Annotated in this window: 19 protein-coding genes and 1 riboswitch; of the genes, 8 read left to right on the forward strand and 11 right to left on the reverse strand. The window is 42.3% G+C overall.

Translation table 11 applies throughout. From position 1 onward, the window contains the following. Window positions 1–108 precede the first annotated feature (108 nt). The 8 genes from V7K69_RS26305 to V7K69_RS26340 form a co-directional block, all read right to left on the reverse strand. The gene (locus tag V7K69_RS26305) at window positions 109–927 is read right to left on the reverse strand and encodes an XDD4 family exosortase-dependent surface protein (RefSeq protein WP_335039874.1); all 819 of its coding nucleotides are present in this window, start codon (window positions 925–927) and stop codon (window positions 109–111) included. 663 nt (window positions 928–1,590) lie between these two features. Beyond that, entirely contained in the window at window positions 1,591–3,336 is a 1,746-nt protein-coding gene (hflX, locus tag V7K69_RS26310) for a GTPase HflX (RefSeq protein ID WP_335040002.1), read from the reverse strand. Window positions 3,337–3,492: 156 nt separating this feature from the next. Continuing rightward, the gene (gene cofG, locus V7K69_RS26315) at window positions 3,493–4,464 is read right to left on the reverse strand and encodes a 7,8-didemethyl-8-hydroxy-5-deazariboflavin synthase subunit CofG (protein WP_335039876.1); all 972 of its coding nucleotides are present in this window, start codon (window positions 4,462–4,464) and stop codon (window positions 3,493–3,495) included. Between the two features lie 199 nt (window positions 4,465–4,663). Continuing rightward, a complete protein-coding gene (gene crtW / locus V7K69_RS26320) occupies window positions 4,664–5,425 on the reverse strand; it encodes a beta-carotene ketolase CrtW (RefSeq protein ID WP_335039878.1) in 762 nt (253 codons plus the stop codon). Between the two features lie 560 nt (window positions 5,426–5,985). Further along, window positions 5,986–6,435, reverse strand: a complete 450-nt coding sequence (locus tag V7K69_RS26325) for an SRPBCC family protein (RefSeq protein WP_335039880.1) — start codon at window positions 6,433–6,435, stop codon at window positions 5,986–5,988. Between the two features lie 19 nt (window positions 6,436–6,454). After that, a complete protein-coding gene (locus tag V7K69_RS26330) occupies window positions 6,455–6,643 on the reverse strand; it encodes a CPXCG motif-containing cysteine-rich protein (RefSeq protein WP_012411100.1) in 189 nt (62 codons plus the stop codon). Between the two features lie 71 nt (window positions 6,644–6,714). Further along, complete coding sequence (locus tag V7K69_RS26335; RefSeq protein WP_335039883.1) at window positions 6,715–8,370, reverse strand: B12-binding domain-containing radical SAM protein; 1,656 nt, start codon at window positions 8,368–8,370, stop codon at window positions 6,715–6,717. A gap of 224 nt (window positions 8,371–8,594) precedes the next feature. Continuing rightward, window positions 8,595–8,792 carry a SemiSWEET transporter gene (locus tag V7K69_RS26340; RefSeq protein ID WP_228058493.1) on the reverse strand — a complete coding sequence of 66 codons (198 nt, stop codon included), beginning with the start codon at window positions 8,790–8,792 and terminating at the stop codon, window positions 8,595–8,597. Here V7K69_RS26340 and V7K69_RS26345 point away from each other — a divergent pair. The 3 genes from V7K69_RS26345 to V7K69_RS26355 all read left to right on the forward strand — a co-directional run bounded on the left by V7K69_RS26345 (window position 8,719) and on the right by V7K69_RS26355 (window position 10,435). Further along, window positions 8,719–8,904 carry a hypothetical protein gene (locus V7K69_RS26345; RefSeq protein ID WP_335040008.1) on the forward strand — a complete coding sequence of 62 codons (186 nt, stop codon included), beginning with the start codon at window positions 8,719–8,721 and terminating at the stop codon, window positions 8,902–8,904. The two genes, V7K69_RS26340 and V7K69_RS26345, sit on opposite strands and share 74 nt — an antisense overlap. A 182-nt stretch (window positions 8,905–9,086) precedes the next feature. Then, a riboswitch (cobalamin riboswitch) is annotated at window positions 9,087–9,250 on the forward strand. Window positions 9,251–9,272: 22 nt separating this feature from the next. Beyond that, on the forward strand, window positions 9,273–9,692 hold the full coding sequence (locus tag V7K69_RS26350) for a DUF1636 domain-containing protein (protein ID WP_335039885.1): 420 nt from the start codon (window positions 9,273–9,275) through the stop codon (window positions 9,690–9,692). After that, on the forward strand, window positions 9,692–10,435 hold the full coding sequence (locus V7K69_RS26355; protein WP_335039887.1) for a cobalt-precorrin-6A reductase: 744 nt from the start codon (window positions 9,692–9,694) through the stop codon (window positions 10,433–10,435). Before V7K69_RS26350 ends, V7K69_RS26355 begins: the two co-directional genes overlap by 1 nt. 85 nt (window positions 10,436–10,520) lie before the next feature. Here the strand turns inward: V7K69_RS26355 and V7K69_RS26360 are convergent, their stop codons facing one another. Then, a complete protein-coding gene (locus V7K69_RS26360) occupies window positions 10,521–14,150 on the reverse strand; it encodes an AAA-like domain-containing protein (protein ID WP_335039889.1) in 3,630 nt (1,209 codons plus the stop codon). A gap of 425 nt (window positions 14,151–14,575) precedes the next feature. Here V7K69_RS26360 and V7K69_RS26365 point away from each other — a divergent pair, with 425 nt between their 5' ends. Beyond that, a complete protein-coding gene (locus V7K69_RS26365) occupies window positions 14,576–15,037 on the forward strand; it encodes a hypothetical protein (RefSeq protein ID WP_335039891.1) in 462 nt (153 codons plus the stop codon). Window positions 15,038–15,255: 218 nt separating this feature from the next. Here the strand turns inward: V7K69_RS26365 and V7K69_RS26370 are convergent, their stop codons facing one another. Then, window positions 15,256–15,534 carry a hypothetical protein gene (locus V7K69_RS26370; protein WP_335039894.1) on the reverse strand — a complete coding sequence of 93 codons (279 nt, stop codon included), beginning with the start codon at window positions 15,532–15,534 and terminating at the stop codon, window positions 15,256–15,258. 289 nt (window positions 15,535–15,823) lie between these two features. Continuing rightward, window positions 15,824–16,966 carry a BMP family ABC transporter substrate-binding protein gene (locus V7K69_RS26375; RefSeq protein WP_335039897.1) on the reverse strand — a complete coding sequence of 381 codons (1,143 nt, stop codon included), beginning with the start codon at window positions 16,964–16,966 and terminating at the stop codon, window positions 15,824–15,826. Between the two features lie 236 nt (window positions 16,967–17,202). Between V7K69_RS26375 and V7K69_RS26380 the strand changes: the two genes are divergently transcribed. The 4 genes from V7K69_RS26380 (at window position 17,203) to cobJ (ending at window position 21,973) form a co-directional block, all read left to right on the forward strand. Beyond that, window positions 17,203–18,702 (forward strand): acyl--CoA ligase, encoded by a 1,500-nt coding sequence (locus V7K69_RS26380; protein ID WP_335039899.1) that lies wholly within the window; start codon window positions 17,203–17,205, stop codon window positions 18,700–18,702. Between the two features lie 40 nt (window positions 18,703–18,742). Further along, complete coding sequence (locus V7K69_RS26385) at window positions 18,743–19,132, forward strand: hypothetical protein (protein WP_335039901.1); 390 nt, start codon at window positions 18,743–18,745, stop codon at window positions 19,130–19,132. A gap of 434 nt (window positions 19,133–19,566) precedes the next feature. Continuing rightward, complete coding sequence (locus tag V7K69_RS26390) at window positions 19,567–20,148, forward strand: NADPH-dependent FMN reductase (RefSeq protein ID WP_335039903.1); 582 nt, start codon at window positions 19,567–19,569, stop codon at window positions 20,146–20,148. A 97-nt stretch (window positions 20,149–20,245) separates the two neighbouring features. Continuing rightward, entirely contained in the window at window positions 20,246–21,973 is a 1,728-nt protein-coding gene (gene cobJ / locus V7K69_RS26395) for a precorrin-3B C(17)-methyltransferase (protein WP_335039905.1), read from the forward strand. The last annotated feature ends 6 nt before the right edge of the window (window positions 21,974–21,979 follow it).

Genomic DNA, 21,979 nt, shown 5'->3' on the forward strand with positions numbered 1-21,979 from the left:
TAGGGGAGCCACAAAAATGCTCCCTATTTTTTGTCTTCATCATCTTCTCAAACTATTGTCCTGCATAGCTTAGAGTTGCCTTGTCACCCTCTCAGAGAAAACTGTCACTTAGGCTACTACTAAAGATTTTTTCCTCACTACTTTCAATGCACCCACTGCAAATAAACCAAGGGCGGCTGTTGTGCCAGGTTCAGGTACTTTTTTAGGTGGAGGAGGCGGAGGACTATAATAAGTCCCTTGTGCTTTTATAATGCTAGGCTCACTTAAAGCGGTGCCATATTGGAAGCGAACACTACCAATTTTGCTTATATCAAAGTTAGTGGGCAGTCCTGACAAAACGAACGTGGCCGAATTATCAACAAAACTTCCCCCTTTGATTGCTGGATTTGCATTAGCATTGTAGCCGTCAATAATGCCGTAATTAAATTGCTGCTGTCCACCAATGCCTTGAAAAATACCTAAGCCAGCAGTACCTAAACCGTAGTCTTGGGTTATTCCCTTAAGACCTGCGGAATTGGTAGTAGATGCAAATGCCCATTCTTGGACATTAGTAGAAGTCTTGAGAAGATTTACATTATTTGTAGTGGTAGAGGGGTTGTTTTGAGTGACAGTTGCAGCTGTTGCTGAAATTAACGATAAGTTTAAGGGAGATCCTGCATAGTCCCAAAAGACTGATGTAAGAACATCAGAAGGGACTGAAACATTTTTCATGTTCGTCAGGGTCACTGTCAACTTACCTGGATTGAGTAAGTCATCAAACACGACTGATGATGCCAGAGCATTATTCGATGCTGAGTTAGTTCCTGTGACTGAGAAAGTCATAGAGGCTGCATCTGCTTGGGACATCTGTGAAAATGTCACCGCAGCTAATGCTGATATACAACAGACTGCATAACCCGCTATTTTCTTGGAATATGGTTGAGACACTCGATTGAAACTCCTTTTCTTTTTATTGAGGATATTTAAGACCTCTCAAAATAACTCTTTGATGGAAGTTACCAATGTCTAAATTTACACAAACAAATACCACTTGTCTACGTTGTTTGGCGAGGTTAGCTAAAAATTTAAATTTGGAATTATCAATATATTTTTTATGAATTAATGGAGATTTTCAGTATTTACACTTGATATTTTTTTAAAATTATAATTTTCTATATTCACGCTGAATAATCAATATTTGGTTTCTGGATGTTATTACTTAATCAACAGATTCTTAGAAGATATTGATTATTCTATGAGGAAGAGTTGTACCTTGAATAGAGCGCAGCGTTACCCTGGATAAAACCAGCCTGCACTAGGTATCTCACGCCAATCTACACGATTAGATATTTTAATCTTTCACTAAGTACATGAGCTAAATTAAATATAGGACTCTTGTTTGATGCTTGAAAACATACTGAGGTGAAAAGCCAGCTTTATCAGGGTTTTATTTAAAATATTGTTCAAAATCAGACTTGATTTTTGAACAAACTCACTAGAACTCAAATATAAAAATGTAATAAATAAGGGAAGGCAATTTATCACCTTCCCCAAAGTTAAATATTCACGACACTAATATAAAGTGCTAACACTGAATTAGTTACTCAAAATTTACCTACTGTCAACGGCATATTCAATCAGTTGAGCAAGGCGGTGACGTAGGGTTTCTAATCCCAAGCGCTGACTCGCTGAAATAAATACCGCTAGGGGAAATTCTTCTCTAGCTAAAGCCAGTGTCTCACTATTTGCTTGATCGATCTTGTTAAAAATCACTAGCGCCGGGCCAGGAGTTATTGGCATTTGCGCTAAGATTTCTCTGACTGAGCGAATATGACGCAACCAAGCTGGGTGAGACAAATCCACCAAATGCAGTAGGGCATCGGCTTCTGTGACTTCCTCCAAGGTGGCGCGGAAGGCATCCATTAATGATGCAGGCAGTTCGTGTATGAACCCTACCGTATCTGTAATCAGAATTTCCTGATGTTCATTGGTTTCACCATAAGGAATCACCAGGCGGCGGGTAGTAGGATCGAGAGTGGCAAATAGTTGGTCGGCTGTATAAACTTCTGCATTTGTGAGAGCGTTCAACAGGGTAGACTTACCAGCATTGGTATATCCAACCAAAGCTACTGAGGGAATTTCTCGATGCTGCCTTCGTTGCCGTAACCGCGAACGATGGGCTTGCAACTGAGTTACTTCTTTTTGGAGTCGGGAAATGCGCTGCCCAATAGCACGGCGTTCAGTTTCCAGTTTGGTTTCACCAGGGCCACGAGTCCCAATACCACCACCTAATCTGGACATGGTGCGACCTCTACCAGCCAGTCGCGGTTGCATGTATTCTAACTGTGCTAGTTCTACTTGCAATTTACCGGCACGGGACTGAGCGCGTTGAGCAAAGATATCCAAAATTACTTCGGTGCGGTCAACTACCCGGATACCAATTTGCAATTCTAAGTTGCGGACTTGGGAGGGTGAGAGGTCGCGGTCGAAGACGACAAGATTAACTCCTAGTGTTTGGGCAGTTAGGGCAATTTCTTGCACCTTACCTTCGCCAACTACCGTCTGGGGATGAACCCGCGATCGCTTTTGTTGTATTGTCTGTAATACATCTCCCCCAGCAGTATCAACTAAACGTGCCAATTCTAATAGGGTATCTTGGAATTGTAGGGGAGTTGTCTCACTGGTCATCAGCCCCACAATTAGCACGCGATCGTGGTCAGCATCTACTTCCTGGGCAATAAATTCGCGCTGGAATTCCGCTTCCAGATTTTCCACCAAGTCTACTAAATCCTGATCTCCCAGATCATCCAAACCCATAGGTGGCGATATATTCCAACTTGGGGTTTGAATTTTGCTCTGTTCTACTTTGAAAGCAGCAGGACTAGTAATCAGGGTGCGAGACTCTTGGGGTATTAGATGAGCTAGATAAGCTTCTTTGACATATCCAGTTGCACCGCCTCCCCGCCGTGTAAAGCCGGTTCCGGTAATGTTTAGGACAACTAGGGCATCTAAGCGTTGTAAGGCCATAGCCGTGAGTGCCGCTTCATTTGGCGGTTCTGGCTTCAGATGGGTGGCAATACAACGAATACCACTGAGTCGTTCTGCACCGTAACGGGGCAATTCCATTGGTGGTATTTGCGTTTGACGCGGTGTACCTACCCCGACGCGAATCACTTGTCCCCGACGGTTGATATAGGCGCACACAGGCTGATTGACTTCTGTGCTAATTGCTGCCAGACGCTGGGAAAACTCAGGCGTGGTGATGCGATCGCCTGGTATACGCTGGTGATACAGCCGCTGTAGTTGTTTCAGCTGGCTGGATTTTAAACCTTGGAGATTTCCGTAGATAGTTTCTATAGGCGTTTATGACCAGTAAATGGCCCCCCAAATCCTTCTTATGTCTATTTTACAACAGGGTTTAGGCTGCTATCTATATCTTCTGAGGGATGGATTGGGAATCTGCCGCTTATAGTCTTGATTTGAACCTATTTTGGTGGTATGGGTCTAGCAATGTTAAACAAATAACATAGCATTCCGCGATCGCTTGACTGCGGTTTGTAATTCTGCCGATAGCCAGCTATCAAATTGCGGATAAACTGGCGATCGCGGCACTAACTCCCACCCAGCAGGTTGTAAAATATTTCTCAAAGCCTGTTCCTGAATATGAGGATAATCAGGATTTACCTCATCTTTTGGCCCAATTCCGCCTAAATCTCGCGCACCGGCTTCGATACAAGCGAGTAACCAGGAGTTATCCTTAACTAAATTCGGCGGAATTTGAATAGTAATATCTGGCGATAAAATCTTACGTGCTTTAGCAATTACTTCTGGTAATTGATGGGGATTAAAAGGAGGTGCCTCAAAAGCTTGTTGATTTCCTGGACTATGAGGTTGCAGGATAACTTCTTGAATGTGATGGTAACGTTGGTGCAAGTTAGATATAGCTTCTAAAGTTTCCCACCAATCATCAGAGGTTTCTCCAATCCCTAAGAGTAAGCCAGTTGTAAAGGGAATTTGCAACTCTCCTGCCCATTGTAATTGTTGTAAACGAACTTCTGGCAATTTACTCGGCGCGTGTCGATGTACACTATTTAATAATGTTGGCGTTAACTGTTCCAACATCAACCCCATCGAAACATTAACACGCTTGAGTTTTTGCATTTCATCAAAACTCAATGGCCCTACATTGGTGTGTGGTAAAAACTCCATTGAAAGTGCTAACTCGCACAAATCATAAATTCGTTCGAACCACGCCTCACGCCTTGACGAATGGGGATGCACTTCACCACTGAGTATGAGGATTTCGCAGACTTTTTCGTTTTGAAGTGATTTTAAACTATTTTCTGCATCTGAAATACTCATCCAGGGACTTTTACCAGGTTCACTACGAAAGTTGCAGTAACTACACCGATTAAAGCATTCGTAAGTCGGAACTATTGTATAAGCAGGGCTATAGGTGACAAAACGAGAATTATTAATTGGCATTATAAGGATAATCTCAAAGAATGCCTTGTTCAAGCTATATCTAGCAATTCTATCTGAGTTGTGAGAATTAATTTTTTAATGAACCACAGAGGCGCAGAGAACACAGAGAGAAGAATTAATAGAAATTTTAAAAAATGATTTGGTAATGCTAGAGATTACCGTGTTCTTCTTGTTTCCAAGATATTTAGATAAACGAGAACTATTTTGTTTTGTAAATTTCTGGTAACTGCCACCAAGGTACATGGGGATACTCATGATGTTCCTCGTGATAGCCAAAATGATAGCACGTGATAAATGACCACCAAATCGGACGGTTAATTGTTTGTGAATGATGAGGCTCAATATAACCTCCTATGGGTTCACTATGGGGTAGGAAAGTACCAAAATAAAATAATTGGAATGAACTTAAAAGTGAAGGAATAACCCAAAAGTAAGTTAAATTAGCAGTGGGTATATGGAGGACGTGATTATTAAAGTGATAGATAATAGTCAAGGCAATTATTTGTCCCCAACTCCAGTAACCCTTCATAAAATGAAAATACCACGCGAAGAAATTTTTGTGTTTACCATTATGAAAATCTGGGTCTATTTGGCTTGCTGGATGGTGGTGGTGTATCCAATGTTTTTTTAATAATTTTTTATATGGTAAAAGACCATAAAAAGATAAGGTTAATGTCCCAATCAAATGATTAATTTTGGTGTTCTGGGGAAACACTACCCCATGCATAGCATCATGAGATGTAATAAATAATCCTGTATATAAGAATGTTTGCCAAAGTATGCTAGGAAATAGTATCCAAAATGTTAACTCGGAGATGTCAAGGGAAAGTAATAAACTCAGGCTAATGACCCATACAGCAACAATGATCGTAGCAATGAAAATTCCCTTAAACTGAGATTTATTTTTCACTACTGGGGTCAGTTTTGTTTGATGATTGGGTGGTTGTTCTAATTGGATCACGTTTTTACTCTGCCTAGTATTCAGATGAAAATCCCTAAAATATAGTCACGATAAAAAGCACTAACCACCATCATGAAAACTCTATTAGTGGTCAGTGTTTTGAATTGGACAGTGCCAATCCTCTAAAAATATGTACAAACATTAAGATACTTTAACTATTATTACACATACAATCGCTATACCCAAAACTGTTTTCGGTTAGGCAAATAAGTATAAAAAAGAACTAAAATAAATTTAATACTTACAATACTCAGTGTTTCTATCTGGTAATTTCTAAACAGACGAAGCATTATGGAAGGTCATTCATGCAAAAATTAGCGGTAAAACAGCGAATTATGTTCATTAATTACCGTGTTGCACTGTAGTTTTTAAAGCTACAGTGCAAGTAAACGCCGAAACTTACCATAGCCACCCCACTGTTCCAAAGTTCGCGCTAGAGAGATTTTCTCGTTAGAAAAAGTGGTCTTTTCCATTGGTACAGATTCGGAGCAAATAAACGTCTATGGCTTTTTTTCTTGTCTTTGTAATCTTGGGATAACTGTATTTTTCAGGACATTTTGCTATCGTGACTCACATTCTCGTTTGGTTATATAGTGGCGATAACGAAACATAGCTTCTAATTGCGCTTGCACTAACCAACCACTGACAAATTCAACTGTTCCTCCACCAGGCATGGAGAAGGAAATGGCATCAGTCAGCCTAGTTTTGCCAGCTTCAAGTTCAAATTCATGTCGATGTACCCAAGACTCAAAGGGGCCAGATATCTGTTCGTCGGTAAACAGGCGATATTTATCGCATTCAGTATGACGCGCTAGCCAAGTTAATGGTAATGGGCCGAGAAACAGGCGAAATTCGGTGATAGCGCCCACGTTTAGCCCTCCTTCACGACGAACCACTTGGACTGGCTGCCAAGGTGGATTTAACAGTTGCAAAATATCTGGCCTTTCGTGAAATTTCCAAACTACTTCTGGCGAGGCATTAATGATTGAGGAATGTTTAAAGTGCAGCATGGAAAGAAAAACCTAAAATTCAGCTTTCAGATTCAGTATCAATTTCGATATCTAGGGTATCTTCGTCAACCCGCACATACAAAATATTTGGGTTACAGCAAACTTGACAATCTTCTACATAAGATTGCTGCCCTCCAGCACTCAAATCAATAAAAGTTAAGTTCGGTTCGCCGCAATAGGCGCAGTAATACTCAGCTGTGTTTTGCATCAAGTTTTCAGCTATTGAATTTATCAGGATTGGGGATGGGGCATTGGGCATTGGATATTAATTCCTAGTCTTCAATCCCTATTCCCCAGTACTGGCTGTAGTTCTTTTGGAGATGGGTCAATATAACTCTTAGCATCAGCCAAATGCTTTAGTAGTGTAGACTGTGGCAGAGGCCCTTGCAAGTGGTTCCAAGGTAATACTTGTTCTGTAGACCAATCAGCGTGGACGTAGAAATCTAAGTCAGGGATTTGTCCTTTGAGTTGCTTGAAAGCACGTTTGTAGCTACCCAAGGAGTCACCAAAGTCACGAGTTAGCTGAAGAAGTTGGGATAGTCTGCGATCGCCTCTCGATAACAAAGCTTGTATAATCGACCAATTATAGCTTTCTGGGCGAAACTCTATTCCCTGCGGTTTTAGCTGTTTTTGCAAAAACTGTAACCGCTTTTCTGCTTGCCGATTTACTCCAAACCATTGAAATGGTGTGTGCGCTTTAGGTACAAAGGTGCTGCATCCAAATGTTAGGCGTAATCCTGGTGCAGCTTTTTTGATACTACGCATCATCGTCACTGTTTGGTCTAAATCCTCTGCTTCTTCACCAGGAATTCCTGCCATTCCGTAGAGTTTCAAGCTTTTTAATCCGCCAGTTTTGGCATTTATCGCAGCTTGGATAATTTCGTCATTATGCAGCTTTTTGTTGACGATTTGCCGAATTTTCTCAGAACCACTTTCTACTGCAATGGTAAGCGATCGCGTGTCTCGTTTTGTCAAAGTTTCTGCTAACTGAACTGTTACAGTATTAGTTCGCACTGAGGCAATACTGAGACGGACATCATCGTACTTTGGCTGACTTATATAATCTAGCAAAGCTTCAAACTCTGGATGCTGAGTTACAGAAGCCCCCAATAATCCTAGCCGATTTGTGACTTCTAAGCCTTTTGCGATCGCAGGAATTAAAGAATCTTCCAGACTGGCTGTTCTAAAAGGCAGTGTGAGATAACTTGCCAAACAAAAGCGGCACATTTCTGGACAACTTCTCACCACTTCTACCATGTAAATATTTTCCCATGCAGCTTTTTCGGTGACTACAGTCGAAGCCGATAGAGTATTTCCTCGATAAGTCTGCTTTTGCACCACTGCGGGAATTTCTGGAGAAATTGGTTTAATTGACCTTATTGCACCATCTTTTGTGTGGTATTCGACTTCGTACAAACTGGGAATATAAATTCCTGGGATTTGTGCAAGTCTTTTTAGTTGAGTTTGTCTAGAAGCATTTCTTACTTCTTTGTACGCCTCAATGAAATTTCCCAGTAAATTTTCGCCATCTCCCAGTAAAATTACATCAAAAAAATCTGCAAAAGGTTCTGGGTTAGCTGTGAGAACAGGGCCACCACCAAAAATTATCGGATGGGAATCATCACGAGAAGTTGCTTGAATAGGAATTTCTAAAGATTCCAGCAAATTTAAAATATTCACATAATCCAGTTCCCAGGAAATCGAAAATCCCACAATTTCTGGCGTTCTGGGGAGTTGTTCGTGAGTATCTGTAAACAGGCGACTCACCTGCACATCATCACGCATTGCCAAGGTTGCCCAAACTACCTGATAGCCAAGGCTAGTGATACCTACGCTATATTCATTGGGAAAGGCGAAGATTATGGGGATAGCGTTGGTATCTGGGGTGGTGGGGGTGAAAAGGAGGCGTTCAGAGTCAAATACAGATGATGTCACAGGCGTTTTTTAGGGGTTTGAATAATGCAGTTTCATAAAATTCACGCCTACAGAAACAAAACTCACCTTTATGGGTTTCATTTGAATCAAGGTTGGCGCAATTAAAGCTAACTGGTAAGGGCTGTCATTTGTCTTTTGTCTTTTGCAAGGACTTTAAGACTATTTACGTTTGTTTCATAACATAATTTGGTTTATTTATACCAACTTACTTAGCTAGGGGCTTTTTATCTATATTTAATTTTAAGCCATAGAATTATCAAGTTAAAAAGCAATGTCACGCTATTAGCAAGAATAATTGGTAATGATTGTAGATATATTCCATAAATTAACCACAAAAAAATACCAATTATGAATGTAATCAACGTTAAAAAAGAAACGTCTTTTGCTGATTTTGTTTGCCATGTTTTAAACATCTGTGGCAAAAAAGAGATTGTGGTTATTGTGGCAGCCGCTAATCCTAGAATTGTCAAAAAATCCATTGCGATACAAACCTATAAAATAAAGTTTTTAGCGTTTGAAAAATTTAGAAGCTGATTTTTGTAATTTTGTTGCATAGGTTATGTAGCAATCCGATTTGATTTTTGTTCGCACAGCGTGGCTTACTTGCCTGGGAAAGCAAGAGGCAATAGGAAAGAAGGCTCTTTGAGCTATTGAATTTTTTCAAGTCAAGAATCAAATATAAGTCCTATATCCTTTTCTGAGATAACCCTAGTGTATGATCGATAAGGTTATTCGGTTCTGGTGGGGAGCAGCTACCAGAGGTAACGGGGAAAGTTCGGTGCAAATCCGGCGCTGTCCCGCAACTGTAAACCAATTTGAGATGTAATCTAAAATCTCAAATTGAGTGAGTCAGGATGCCCGCCGAAATAGTTTTACTAGTTCCACATATCTGCGAGGTACAGATGACTACTACTGTGAATATTTCCCCAGCGAATCCTTTGGGTGTTGCTGACCATACTTTATTTGTTTGCAAAACTTGTGCTAGCGTTTGGCAAGAGGGAAAACGCTTAGGTGAAAGTGGTGGGGAAAAACTTCTACACCAACTTCAGCAACTTGCACAAGATTGGGAGTTACGAGATAAATTCCCAATTCAAGAAGTTGAATGTATGAGTGCTTGTAATCGTTCCTGTGTGGTTGCCTTTGCTGCCAAAGGTAAATTAACATATTTGTTTGGTGATTTAGCCGTTGATGATAGTGCATCTGCGATACTAAAATGTGCTAGTCAATATTATGTCAAAGCAGATGGTTTGCTGCCTTGGTCAGAGCGTCCAGAAGCTCTGAAAAAGGGCATTTTAGCAAAGATTCCACCTTTATCTCACTAATGCGCGTTTTGATTCTGGGTGGTACAGGAGATGCCGCAGAACTAGCCGCTAGAGTTGCGACTATCCAAGGGTTAGATGTAATCACGTCTTTAGCCGGTCGCACCCGTGAACCATCAGTTCCGTTGGGCGATTTACGGGTTGGAGGCTTTGGTGGTGTGGCTGGATTGGCTAGCTATCTGCGAGTAATGCAAATTGACTTATTAATTGATGCAACCCATCCTTTTGCTAGTCAAATTTCTTTTAATGCAGCAAATGCGGCAAATGAAGTCGGAGTACCCCGTTTGATGTTAATACGCCCACCTTGGGAAAAAGGAAGTGGCGATCGCTGGATGGAAGTTGATAGCATTGAAGCCGCCGCCGCATCTCTAGCAAACCAAGCACATCGGGTATTTTTGACGGTTGGCAGACAAGAACTCGCCGCCTTTGCTCACCTAGAGGAAATTTGGTTCTTGATGCGGATGATTGACCCTCCTGTTGATGATGCCTTAGTGCCACCGGGGATGGTATTGTGCGATCGCGGGCCTTTTACCCTCAATAATGAAAGGCAAATCCTGATTGATAACAAGATTGATACCATAGTCAGTAAAAATAGCGGTGGCGATGCCACAAAGCCCAAGATTATTGCCGCGCGAGAACTGGGCGTGAAGGTTGTGATGGTAAATCGTCCAGCCATACCGCCAGGTGAGCAAGTTAGTGATGTTGATGGTGCTTTGGCATGGATACTTGACAAATCGCATGATTAGTGATAATAACAATTTCCCATAGAATACAAGGAATTTTGTATAAGAAAGGCGATCGCATCAATAAAAACCACCCCAAGGAGAGAAATTATTTATTTGGCATATTACAAAGGGAGCGATCGCCCTCTTCCACTGCGGTGTTAGTTTTCAAATAATCTTGCACCAAAGTGCAACCATAATTCAGTACATCTAGATTAAGAATTCGCTGTAAATTCCACAGAATCAGCGTATTGTCATCACCCCCTGAAACAAGCAAAGTTCCATCAGGGCTAATCGCAACCACCCTAATTGCTGCGGTATGTCCAGTGAGGGTCGTTACTTCTGTACCATCTAGCTTCCAAAGTTTGATGCTGGCATCAACGCTGCCAGAAGCAACAATTTTTCCATCAGGAGTAAAGGCAATTCCCCAAATCCCAGCTTTATGACCTTTGAGTGTATTCAATAACTTGCCGTCTAACGTCCACAACTTAACAGTGTTGTCGCCACTTCCAGTAGCTAGCATTTTACTATCTTGGCTAAAAACAACTCTCCATACTGCCGCCGAGTGTCCTACAAGGGTTCTAAACAAATTACCGTCAAGCGTCCACAACTTAGCAGTAGTGTCACCGCTAGCTGAACCAACGAGTCGACTGTCTGGACTAAATACGACGTGCCAAACTTCCGCCTGATGTCCTTTGAGGATATGTGGAGTCACGGTGCGATGGGCTACGCCCCGCGATATCTGAACATTTTTGTCAACACCTGCCATTGCAATTGTTTGCCCGTCAGGACTCAACACCCCTGATGTCACTTTGCTGTGAAGATATTTGTAACTAGCAATTAAAGTGCCATCTTGCTTTTTGATTTTTACCGAATCATCGGAAGTGAAAAGCGCGATTAACTTGTCATCGCCACTGAATGAAACCTCGGAGACTTCGCCCTTGGATTCAGTAATAGTTTTGAGCAATTTGCCTTGACGACTCCAAAATTTCACCATATTTTCGTGGCTGGTTGTAGCGATAGTTGAACTGTCAGAGGCGATCGCTATTGACCAAATCCCCGCCTTATGAGCAATGATAGACTTTTGAAATGGATTTTGGCTTTGCCAGAGCCTAACCATATTTTCTGCACCTGCCGAAGCAATAAAGCTACCATCTGGACTAAAAGTTACACCCCAAACTGATGCACTGTGCCCTCTAAGCGTCCTCAGTTCTGTACCATCAATATTCCAAAGTTTAATCGTTTTGTCGAGACTGGCACTGGCAATAGTCTGACCATCGGGACTAAATGCTACTCCCGAAATTCCGGCATCATGCCCTTGCAGAATTTTATCAAGGCGGTAGCTTTTACTTATGCTGTCTCGCCGCCAAAGTTTAACAGTTCTGTCTTCACTCGCTGAAGCAATAGTCTGTCCGTCAGGGCTGAAAGCTATTCCTACAACCCAAGCAGTGTTACCTTGAAGAGTTTGTACAGGCTTGGCGTTTTGCCAGCCTGAATCATCTCGTTTCCAGAGTTTTACTGTCCTGTCTAGACTAGCAGCAGCAATAGTCTGGCTATCAGGACTAAAAGCGACTCCCCAAAACGCACCTTTAGAACCTTGGAATGTCTTGAGCAAAGTACCATCTCGCTTCCAGAGTTTCACTGTTGCGTCCCAACTAGCAGAGGCGAGGAACTGGCCATCAGGACTAAATGCTACTCCCCAGACTGAAGCGGTGTGACCTTTAAAAGTTTTGAGCAGTGTACCATCTAGTTTCCAGAGTTTAATAGTGCCATCTTCACCCACCGAGGCCAGTATTTGACCGTCAGCACTAAAATCTACTGCCCTAACTGCTCCCTTATGACCTTTAAGAGTTGCAACTTCCGTACCATCACGCCGCCAAAGCTTAACTGTATTATCTATACTGGCTGAGGCAATTAAAGAACTATCAGGACTAACATCTACAGCCATAACACTTGCTGTATGGCCGGAAAACCGATTGTATTCATCTGCTCCATAAACTGCTTGTCTGAGTGCGTTTTCAACTAGAGGTGCAAGATTTGAGTTAGCTGTTCCTAGCTTGTGCAGTCTGTCTTTGGCTTTGATTGCTTCTACAAGTGCATCCAATCTCCGTTGGGAAGCAAACATTCCAGCAGAAGAAGATACAAGCGCTCGAATTTCGCTGCTCTTAGCTTGACTTTCGCTTTTTTTGGTTTGACGATACATAATGAAACTTCCCACCCCCAAAATGCTGGAGACGAGCAAACCAATACACACTGCAACTAGCAAGAACCTTTGAAATTTAGCAGTTTTTTGCTCTTGTGCTAGTCGTGCTTCTACCTCTTTCGCCCGTGCTGCCTCTAATGCTGTTTGCACTTCGCGCTGTTCGCATTCTTGACTTGCGGCTAAAAATTGATAATCCCAATCGCTTAAACTTTTGCCCTGTATCCAATTTTGAGTATCTTTGAGAGCTTGTCCTCGCAATAAACGCGATTCATCTTTATACCCTGATGCTACCCAAGCATTAAATGTCTGCGAATAAGGGCGGAGATTGTCTAATTGTTTTAACACCCATTCGGCATTGAAAACACTCCGATAGATAGGATTTTTAATTTTGAGATAGCCGTTGTGTTTCTCTACCAAACCAGATAACAAAAGTTCTGCTTGTTCTCGACTATCATCAATCAAAACAGGAAGATTAGGCAAAGAGAAAAACTCTTCTCTCCTACTTGATGGCAGTTGCTTCTTGGGGGAGACTTCAATACTAGACTGTCTCTTCTGCTCCCCTGCTGACTCTGCTTGCAACACCTTTTGATAAATACCTAATAACCGCCCTGCTCGTTGGTCGTTGAATAGTAGGCGATCTCTTATAGTACGTAGATGTTCTGGTTCGTCTTGTGATTGCCAATTTTGAATAATATGCGTTTTCACTAATTGCTCAATCCAAAATGCTTCTGTACCTGGAGCCAAGGTAATCATTCCTGTAGCATTTTTAGCAGCAAGTTGAATAACTAAGTTACAAAGTTTTTGTGTGAGAAACGGTTGTCCCTCCGTCCAATGAATAATTTCTTGCAGTATTACTTGTGGTTGACTGACTACTTTCTTTACTCCTTGAAGCAGAGGAGTAGCTTCATGCAGTTGAAAGCCGTGTAACTCAATAGCTTTACCAATATTAAAGGGTGTGCGGCCTTTATCAGCGATGAGGTCGGAAGGACTAGCTACACCAAATAGTGCAAATCCCAAACGATTAAAGTTTGAATTCTCTGGTCGCTGGTTATAGCATTGACGAATCCAAGCAAAAAAGTCGTTAATTGGGAAACTTAAACTAAGCAGGCTATCAATCTCATCAATAAAGATGAAAATGCGTTCGGTTTTGGCGTTTGGCAGTAAAACTTCTTCAACAAAAGAGTGTAGTTTTTGTACTGAGGAAATACCTTTTTGCGTCTCCCACCAAGGTTTAAAGTTGATCTTTTCTGCTAAATTTAAGCTGTAGAACAAGCTGATAATGATGCCTTTGTACCATTGTTCTGGTGTAGTATCCTCAATACCTAAGATGGTCATATCCAAATAAACACAGCTATAGCCTTCTTCTCTAAGGCGATAACTGGTGCGCTGTAATAAGGATGACTTACCCATCTGGCGAGAGTTGAAAACGTAACAAAAATCCCCAGCTTTCAGGCTAGTATAAAGTTTTTCGTCTGCGTCACGGATAACATACGTGGGATCGTCACTGCGGAGACTACCTCCTACTTGGTATCTCATATTGAAGTGCAATTATCAAATACAGAGCTTACGTAAACAATAGCCGAAAAGAAAAATTTTCAGGTAGGGGCAATTCATGAATTGTCCCTACCTTTCGTGTATATCTTTGCCAGGTTAGGATTTTTTAGCAGTTTGACAAGTATCGCCATAAATGATAGTGATATATGCCAACGTAGCGTGAGTTAGGAAGATATAAAAGCGTCTGGAATAACTCTACAAGATTCGTGTGTAAGCCATCACTTACTAGAATAGAGGAATATAAGCAAGGTTTTCCAAATTCAATCAAATGGAAATTTGTTTTATTCTCTGCATAAATTAATTAAAATGGAATGAAAGATAATTAAGCTGCTCGTGGAAGATAAGCACTCCACAAAACAAAAAATTTATAAGCCTCATTATGATTATGGGGTACGAGGTAATTAAGTATGATTCATCACATATCTATTTCTGTTAAAAACCCCCAGCACGTTGCCGAGATTTTAGCTGAAGTCTTGAATGGCCAAGCTTTTCCCTTTTTCCCTCACCCAGGCAGCTATATGGTTTTTCCACTTGACGAATATGGAACAGGGATTGAAGTGTACCCGTTAAAAACTCAGCTAATGCCTGGTGAAGGAGATAACCAGTGTACATTTGCAGAAAATCCTACTTCTTCTGGGTTCACAGCTACTCATGCAGCAATTTCAGTTTCTTCTAGTCAAGAAAAAATTGAGTTGATTGGTAAACGTGAAGGTTGGAGAGTGTTACGTTGTAACCGCGATTCTTTTTTTGATGTTATTGAGTTCTGGTTGGAAAATACAGTCATGATAGAACTACTCACACCGGAAATGTCGGCTCAATATTTGGCAGTAACGCAGCCAGAAAATTTGAAGAAAGCTTTTAATCGATAACTCTGCTACTGCTAATTTCATAAAACTATTAACTAATTTAAAATTGTTCGCGTAGCCTCTTTTAGAAATTGAAGAACACATTCTCTGTAGAGACGGCGATTTATCGCGTATCTTTAACGTATTAGTCTTTTAGACGCGATTTCTCGCATCTCTACATGAGGGATTTCTGGCTTATCCCAAAGTCACAGCCAAACACTTTTCAAACAACCTCTAACATCTCAGTAATTTTTTGGGTTTTTACTTGAGTGAATAGCTTTATTCAAATCTTGGAGCAAGTCTTCTTCTGCATCTCGCTCTTGCTTGAGTTCTCTAATCATTTCCTGACTAGAACCAATTAGCAAACCAGCAACTGCACCTACAAGGACATATTTTTGCTCCAAATCTTGATACATTTGACTTGTGTAGGGGCAAGGAAATAAATTAGCAGCAATAAAACCAATTCCTGCACCCAAAAATACCGTCACAAAGCCAGAGAAAGCGATCAGTTTAGCATTCATTTGCTTTGCTCCAATGCTTATAACTTTGCTAAATTCTTAGAAGATATTCTACATTGTCTCCGCAGTTGGCAAAGTTGCTACTTAATCTTTACCTCTTGTAATAGTAGACAGAGTGGGGCGATGAGTGAGATGAAAAGAATAACTCGCAACTCCTAACTTTTTACTCTTAACTCTCTATGGCGGTTTGCGATCGCGTGGATCACAGATAATTCGTAGGGTAGTATCTGAAATCCTATAATTGCCGTTTCTCTATAAGACGGTAGGTTAACGCTAACGGTGGAATTGCTTACTATAGTTTCCTCTGGGGAATTGACCCTTCAACTCCCTCAACATACCAATCCATCGCCAATTGTCCTCGATCTTCCAACACCTTACCATTTGGCACTCGCACTACCCCTTTTTGGTCTTTCACCGGGCCATCAAAAGGATGTGCAGTACCCTGAATAAACTCATCGCGCTTCGCATTCACCAGTTGTTGTACCTCTACCGGAATCGCCTGATTCATCGGCGAAATATCCACTATTCCTTGACCAATGCCATCCCAAACGTTTTGAGATTTCCAAGTATTACTCATTACAGCCAAGGCTTTATCTGTATAGAACTTGCCCCATTTGTTAATAATTGATGTCAGGTGGGCTTTTTGAGCAAACTTGCTCATATCACTGTTGTAGCCAAAAGCATAAATGCCTTTTTCCTCAGCTAATTGGACAACAGCGCCAGAGTCGGTATGCTGCGTCAGTATATCTGCACCGGAATTGACCAAAGCAATAGCTGCTTCTCTGTCTTTAGCTGGATCGTACCAACTTTGTACCCAAAGTACCTTAACTTTTGCTTGGGGATTTGTTGAGCGCATTCCTTGTGTAAATGCACTGATTCCCCGAATTACTTCTGGAATTGGGTATGCGCCAATAAAACCAACTACATTTGATTTCGTCATTTTGCCAGCAATCATGCCGGTTAAGTAACGCGGTTCTTCAAAACGTCCTAGATAAGTGCCGACATTGGCAGCACGTTTGTATCCTGCACAGTGTTCAAAAATAACATCACCAAATTCTTTAGCGACTTTAATTGTTGGGTTCATATACCCCAAGGAAGTGGTAAAAATCAACTTGTTACCATCTAATGCGAGTTGGCGAATTATCCTTTCAGCGTCAGCACCTTCATTAACATTTTCGACAAAGGTAGTTTTTACCTTATCGTTAAGATTGGCTTCCATATCTCTACGACCTAAATCATGGGCATAAGTCCAACCAAAATTACCCACAGACCCCATGTAAACAAATCCCACCTTAAGAGGTTCATTTACCGCCACAGTCGAGGCTGAGGGAGAAACCTCACCCGGCAATTTGGAATTTTTGCCTTGAACACAACTCGTTAAAGCAAAACTAGATCCTGCTAAAGTGACATACTTTAGAAAATTCCGACGATCCATATTTTCTTGATGGGGTTTAGTTGCTGAAAAATATTTTTCTGATTTCTAGTAACGACAGATACACTCTTGACTTAATTTTAGCTCTTGTTTTTTGCCGTTAACTTACTAATAAAAGAAATCAAATAATGGTTGATATTATACAAAAGCACAATACTTTTTAATAAAAAGAAGGGAATGAGGTAGAAGCATTAATAACCAATGTCCAATGCCCAACTTTACTAATCTGGAGGTTTTTAATGAACTTATTTGAGCTTTTAGCAGGGGAAGATAATCATTTAGCCCTCGTTACACCTGGGGGGCGATCGCTAACTTATCAGCAATTGCGCGAGAATGTTGTTGGACTAGTATCACAACTCAACAGATTTGGATTGAAACGGGGAGAACGCATAGCCATTGCTATGACTAACGGTTCACCAATGGCTATTACCTTTTTGGCTGCTGCGCTATGTGGCACTGCTGCACCTCTAAATCCCAAATACAAACAAGACGAATTTGCCTTCTACTACGAAGATACTCAGGCAAATGCCCTGATTACCTTGTCTGAGGAGCCAGAAGCAGCGATCGCCGCCGTCACACCCGATATGATGCTGATTAATGCCAAGGTAAATACTGACGGCACATTGAGCTTTGAATTAGTCAAAACAGGCTCAAAACCAAGAGAATCATCGAATCCCGCAGCCCCCAACGCCGACGATTTGGCGATGATTCTTCACACTAGCGGCACTACCAGCCGTCCGAAACGTGTGCCAATTCGTCATCGCAACTTAATCGCCTCAGCCAACAACATTATTACTGCTTACTCACTCACAGCAGCTGACACTACACTTTGCTTAATGCCCCTGTTCCACGTTCACGGATTGGTGGGTTGTTTGCTGTCAACTTTAGCATCAGGCGGCACACTAATTTGTCCCAATGGTTTTAATGCCTTAGAGTTTTGGAAACTGGTAGATACCTACAAACCTACTTGGTACTCCGCAGCGCCAACCATGCACCAGACAATTTTGGCCCGCGCTAACCGTAACACAGAAATTGTCAAAGCTAACCCTTTTCGTTTCATTCGCTCTAGTAGCGCCTCCTTGCCCCCGATTATTATTGAACAGTTGGAGGCAACTCTCAATGCTCCTGTGGTGGAATCTTACAGCATGACTGAAGCATCCCACTTAATGACTACCAACCCTCTACCGCCAAAAGAGCGAAAACCAGGTAGTGTTGGTTATGGCTTTGGTGTAGATGTCGGCATTATGGACTCCGAAGGCAACCTATTATCTCAAGGAAACTTGGGCGAGGTGGTGGTAAAAGCACCCAATGTCATTGATGGCTACGAAAACAACCCAGAAGCCAACGCCACAGCTTTTGTCAACGGTTGGTTCCGCACTGGAGATCAGGGTAATGTGGATGTAGACGGCTATCTCCGCTTGACTGGACGCATTAAAGAATTGATTAACCGGGGTGGAGAAAAAATTTCTCCCTTAGAAGTGGATGATGTTTTGCTGCGCCATCCCTCTGTCGCCGAAGCTTTAGCTTTTGCCGTTCCCCACAAATCTTTAGGTGAAGATATCCACGCTGCTGTTGTCCTCAAGGGAGACGCTAGCGAAAAAGAACTTTTAGCTCACTGTTCAACCATGTTGGCAGACTTCAAAGTTCCGAAGCAAATTCACATTTTGGATCAACTACCTCGTGGTGCTACCGGGAAACTGCAACGGTTAGCTATGGCGAAATTGCTTAACATAAGCTAAATCAGCGATACACTAAGGAAAATTCCTTGAGGAAGCGTCAATGGCACGGTCAAACGGGGTTCAAACTGAAATGTCTGCACAGGAATTGCCTACAATCTCAGATGAAGATACAGTGACAATTGAAGATTTACCGGAACAAGTAGAGGATGTGCAGGATATTGACGACATCTTGAACTCACTCAAAACCTTGCTGAGTAGTCTAGAAAAGCTCCAAAAAGTCCGGCAGGAAGTGGGCGACATCAAACCGTTAATTGGGCGGATGCTGGATGGCGAACTGGTTGCAGGTGAAGAACTTGAGCAACTCAAGTCAGGTGTGAGCAGTCTTTCTCGCCTTGTTCGGGCTTATAATGACCATCAAATAGCGTTAGCTAAAGCCCAACCTGCCAGAAATTTGCTAGATCAAGTCCTCAAAGAGCGGAAAGCTAATTGAAATAATAAGCGATGTCTACGACGGGCTACGCCTACGCATTTTTTAATTTCAGGAAATGCGTAGGCGTAGCCCTAATTACCGAAGAAAGGCAGAGGGCAGGAGGCAGAAGGCAGGAGGAAGAAAATATATTTTTTGTTTTCTGCCAAACGGGTTTAAAGCCCCTAAATTTATTTATGAATTAAAGATAAAAAGTGTATTTTGAGACGCGCAGTGAACCATCGCTGTAGGCGGGTTTCCCGCCGTAGGCGACTGGTTTTCCCGTTGGGCGCAAAAAATACAGCGTCTATTATAAATCCCCTAAATTTATTTATCGGGATTACCTCCTGCCTCCTTAACCAAATGTCTAAACACACATCAGCTTGTCGCAATCTGACACTGTAAGAAGTAGATGGTAAATTCAACTTGTGGCTAAACGTTGTTAAAAATTATTGATCATGAACTTCAAAACATTAGTCTTCTATGGTTCCTACAGGAGCGATCGCCAGGGTATCAAAGCCGCCAGATTCATAATTAATCAGCTTCAGCAAAGAAACCATGAGGTAATTTTTGTGGATGCAAAGGAGTATGACTTTGGCATTTTAGACCGGATGTATAAGGAGTATGATACAGGTCATGCTCCTGCAAAGATGGAAGAACTGGCAGAACATATCCGAACAGCAGACGGTTTTGTAGTTGTTGCGGGAGAGTATAACCATTCCATCCAGCCAGGGTTGAGCAACCTAATGGATCACTATCTAGAAGAATATTTTTTCCGTCCAGCTGGTATTGTTTCTTACTCAGCTGGTGGCTTTGGAGGAGTACGGGCAGCCATACAGTTACGTTCTTTTCTGTCAGAGATGGGAATGACTACGATTTCAAGTATTTTTGCCATCTCCAAAATTGGGGAATCTCTGGATGAAGCAGGTGTTTCACAGGCGATCGCTTTGACGAAGAGAGTCGGTCAATTTTTGGATGAATTAGAGTGGTACGAAGAAGCATTGCAACGACAAAGATTGGAAAAAGGAAACCCGTTCTAATCAAGCCAGGATAAGTATTGAACGACAGTTATCATTTTTTCATGACTAAATCTGTGGTTTCATTTGAAGGATATCGAATGTTGCAAGATATCTACTTATGATCATGAACGTTGCACCCGCCATTGTAGTACTAGGTCAAAATAGCGTGACAGTAGCACGCAAAATAATCAGCGTTCTACCAGGAGCGACGCTATACGGTCTAGCGGGTCGCACATCGGGAGTGGATGTCAGCTTTAGTAATTTTGGCGACACGTTACGCGAGTTATTTGCTCAGGGAACGCCGCTAATTGGCATTTGTGCCGCCGGCATTTTAATTAGGACGTTAGCTCCCATACTCTCGGATAAACAGCAGGAACCACCAGTGCTAGCTGTGGCTGAAGATGGTAGTGCTGTTGTCCCCCTCTTGGGCGGACTTGGTGGGGTAAACGATTTGGCCCGCCTCATTGCCGAAGCGCTTGATGTTAAACCTGCAATTACAACTACAGGTGATTTACGTTTGGGTACAACGCTCTTGTCTCCTCCCCCCGGATACCGTTTAGCAAACCCAGAGGATGCGAAAAAATTTATTTCAGATGTGCTAGCTGGGGCACAAGTCAAGTTAGAAGGCATAGCGCCTTGGTTGAGTGATAGTAAATTACCCATAAATCCCAATGGAGATTTGACCATCCAAGTTACGGAACGTTTGGTAACTCCTACAGCCAACTGTCTTGTCTACCACCCAGCAACGATCGCGATCGCAATTAGCGCCCCCATTGATGATGCAGTAGCTTTAGTAGAGCAGCTACTAGCTGATGCCAAACTAGAAAAAGCATCAGTCGCCGGGATATTTGCACCCATCACCGCCGCCGCCAATCCCGCAATCCGCGCTGTTGCTAGCGTCTTGGGAGTGCCTACCCGCTTTTTTACCCCAAATCAGCTAGAAAGTTTGTTATTACAAGGTTATAGCCCTGTCCAAGCAGTAGCGATCGCAGCCACAGGTACATCTCCCTTATCTTCTTCATCTCCCGATATTGCGATCGCCATTGCCCCTCAACCAATTGACCCCAACACCATTGGTCAACCACGCGGAAGGTTAGCGATTATTGGCACGGGGCCTGGTGGATCGCAATGGATGTCTCCAGAAGTCAAGGAGATACTCAAGTCGGCAACTGACCTAGTAGGTTATAAAACTTATTTGGATTTAATCGGTTCTCTGGCTGACGGCAAGCAACGGCATGAGTCTGACAACCGCGAAGAAGAAGCACGGGCAAAAATGGCTCTTGATTTGGCAGCATCTGGGCGATATGTGGCTGTGGTTTCATCTGGCGACCCTGGTATCTATGCAATGGCAACCGCAGTTTTTGAAGTGTGCGATCGCTATGCTAAACCCGAATGGGATAGTATCGATATTCATGTAGCACCAGGTATTTCAGCTATGCAGGCAGCAGCAGCAGCCATTGGTGCGCCCCTTGGCCATGACTTCTGTGCTATATCCCTGTCTGATATCTTGAAGCCTTGGTCTGCCATCGAACAACGAATTGCTGCTGCTGCCGAGGCTGATTTCGTAATCGCTTTCTACAATCCTGTTTCCAAAGAGCGTACTTGGCAACTAGCAGAAGCAAGAAATATTTTGCTGCGACATAGAACACCGGATACCCCAGTAGTGTTGGCGCGGAATCTCGGCAGACCAGGACAGACGGTGAAAGCGATCGCCCTTGACCAGTTAACACCAGCAAGCGCTGATATGCGAACAATTATTCTCGTTGGTTCCACAAAAACCCGAACCATCAAACGCAGTGATGGTAATTTCTGGGTTTATACGCCGCGCCGCTATACGGAAGAATAAGCATGA

The organism is Nostoc sp. (genome assembly GCF_036917775.1).
In the GTDB taxonomy this organism is placed as follows: domain Bacteria; phylum Cyanobacteriota; class Cyanobacteriia; order Cyanobacteriales; family Nostocaceae; genus Nostoc.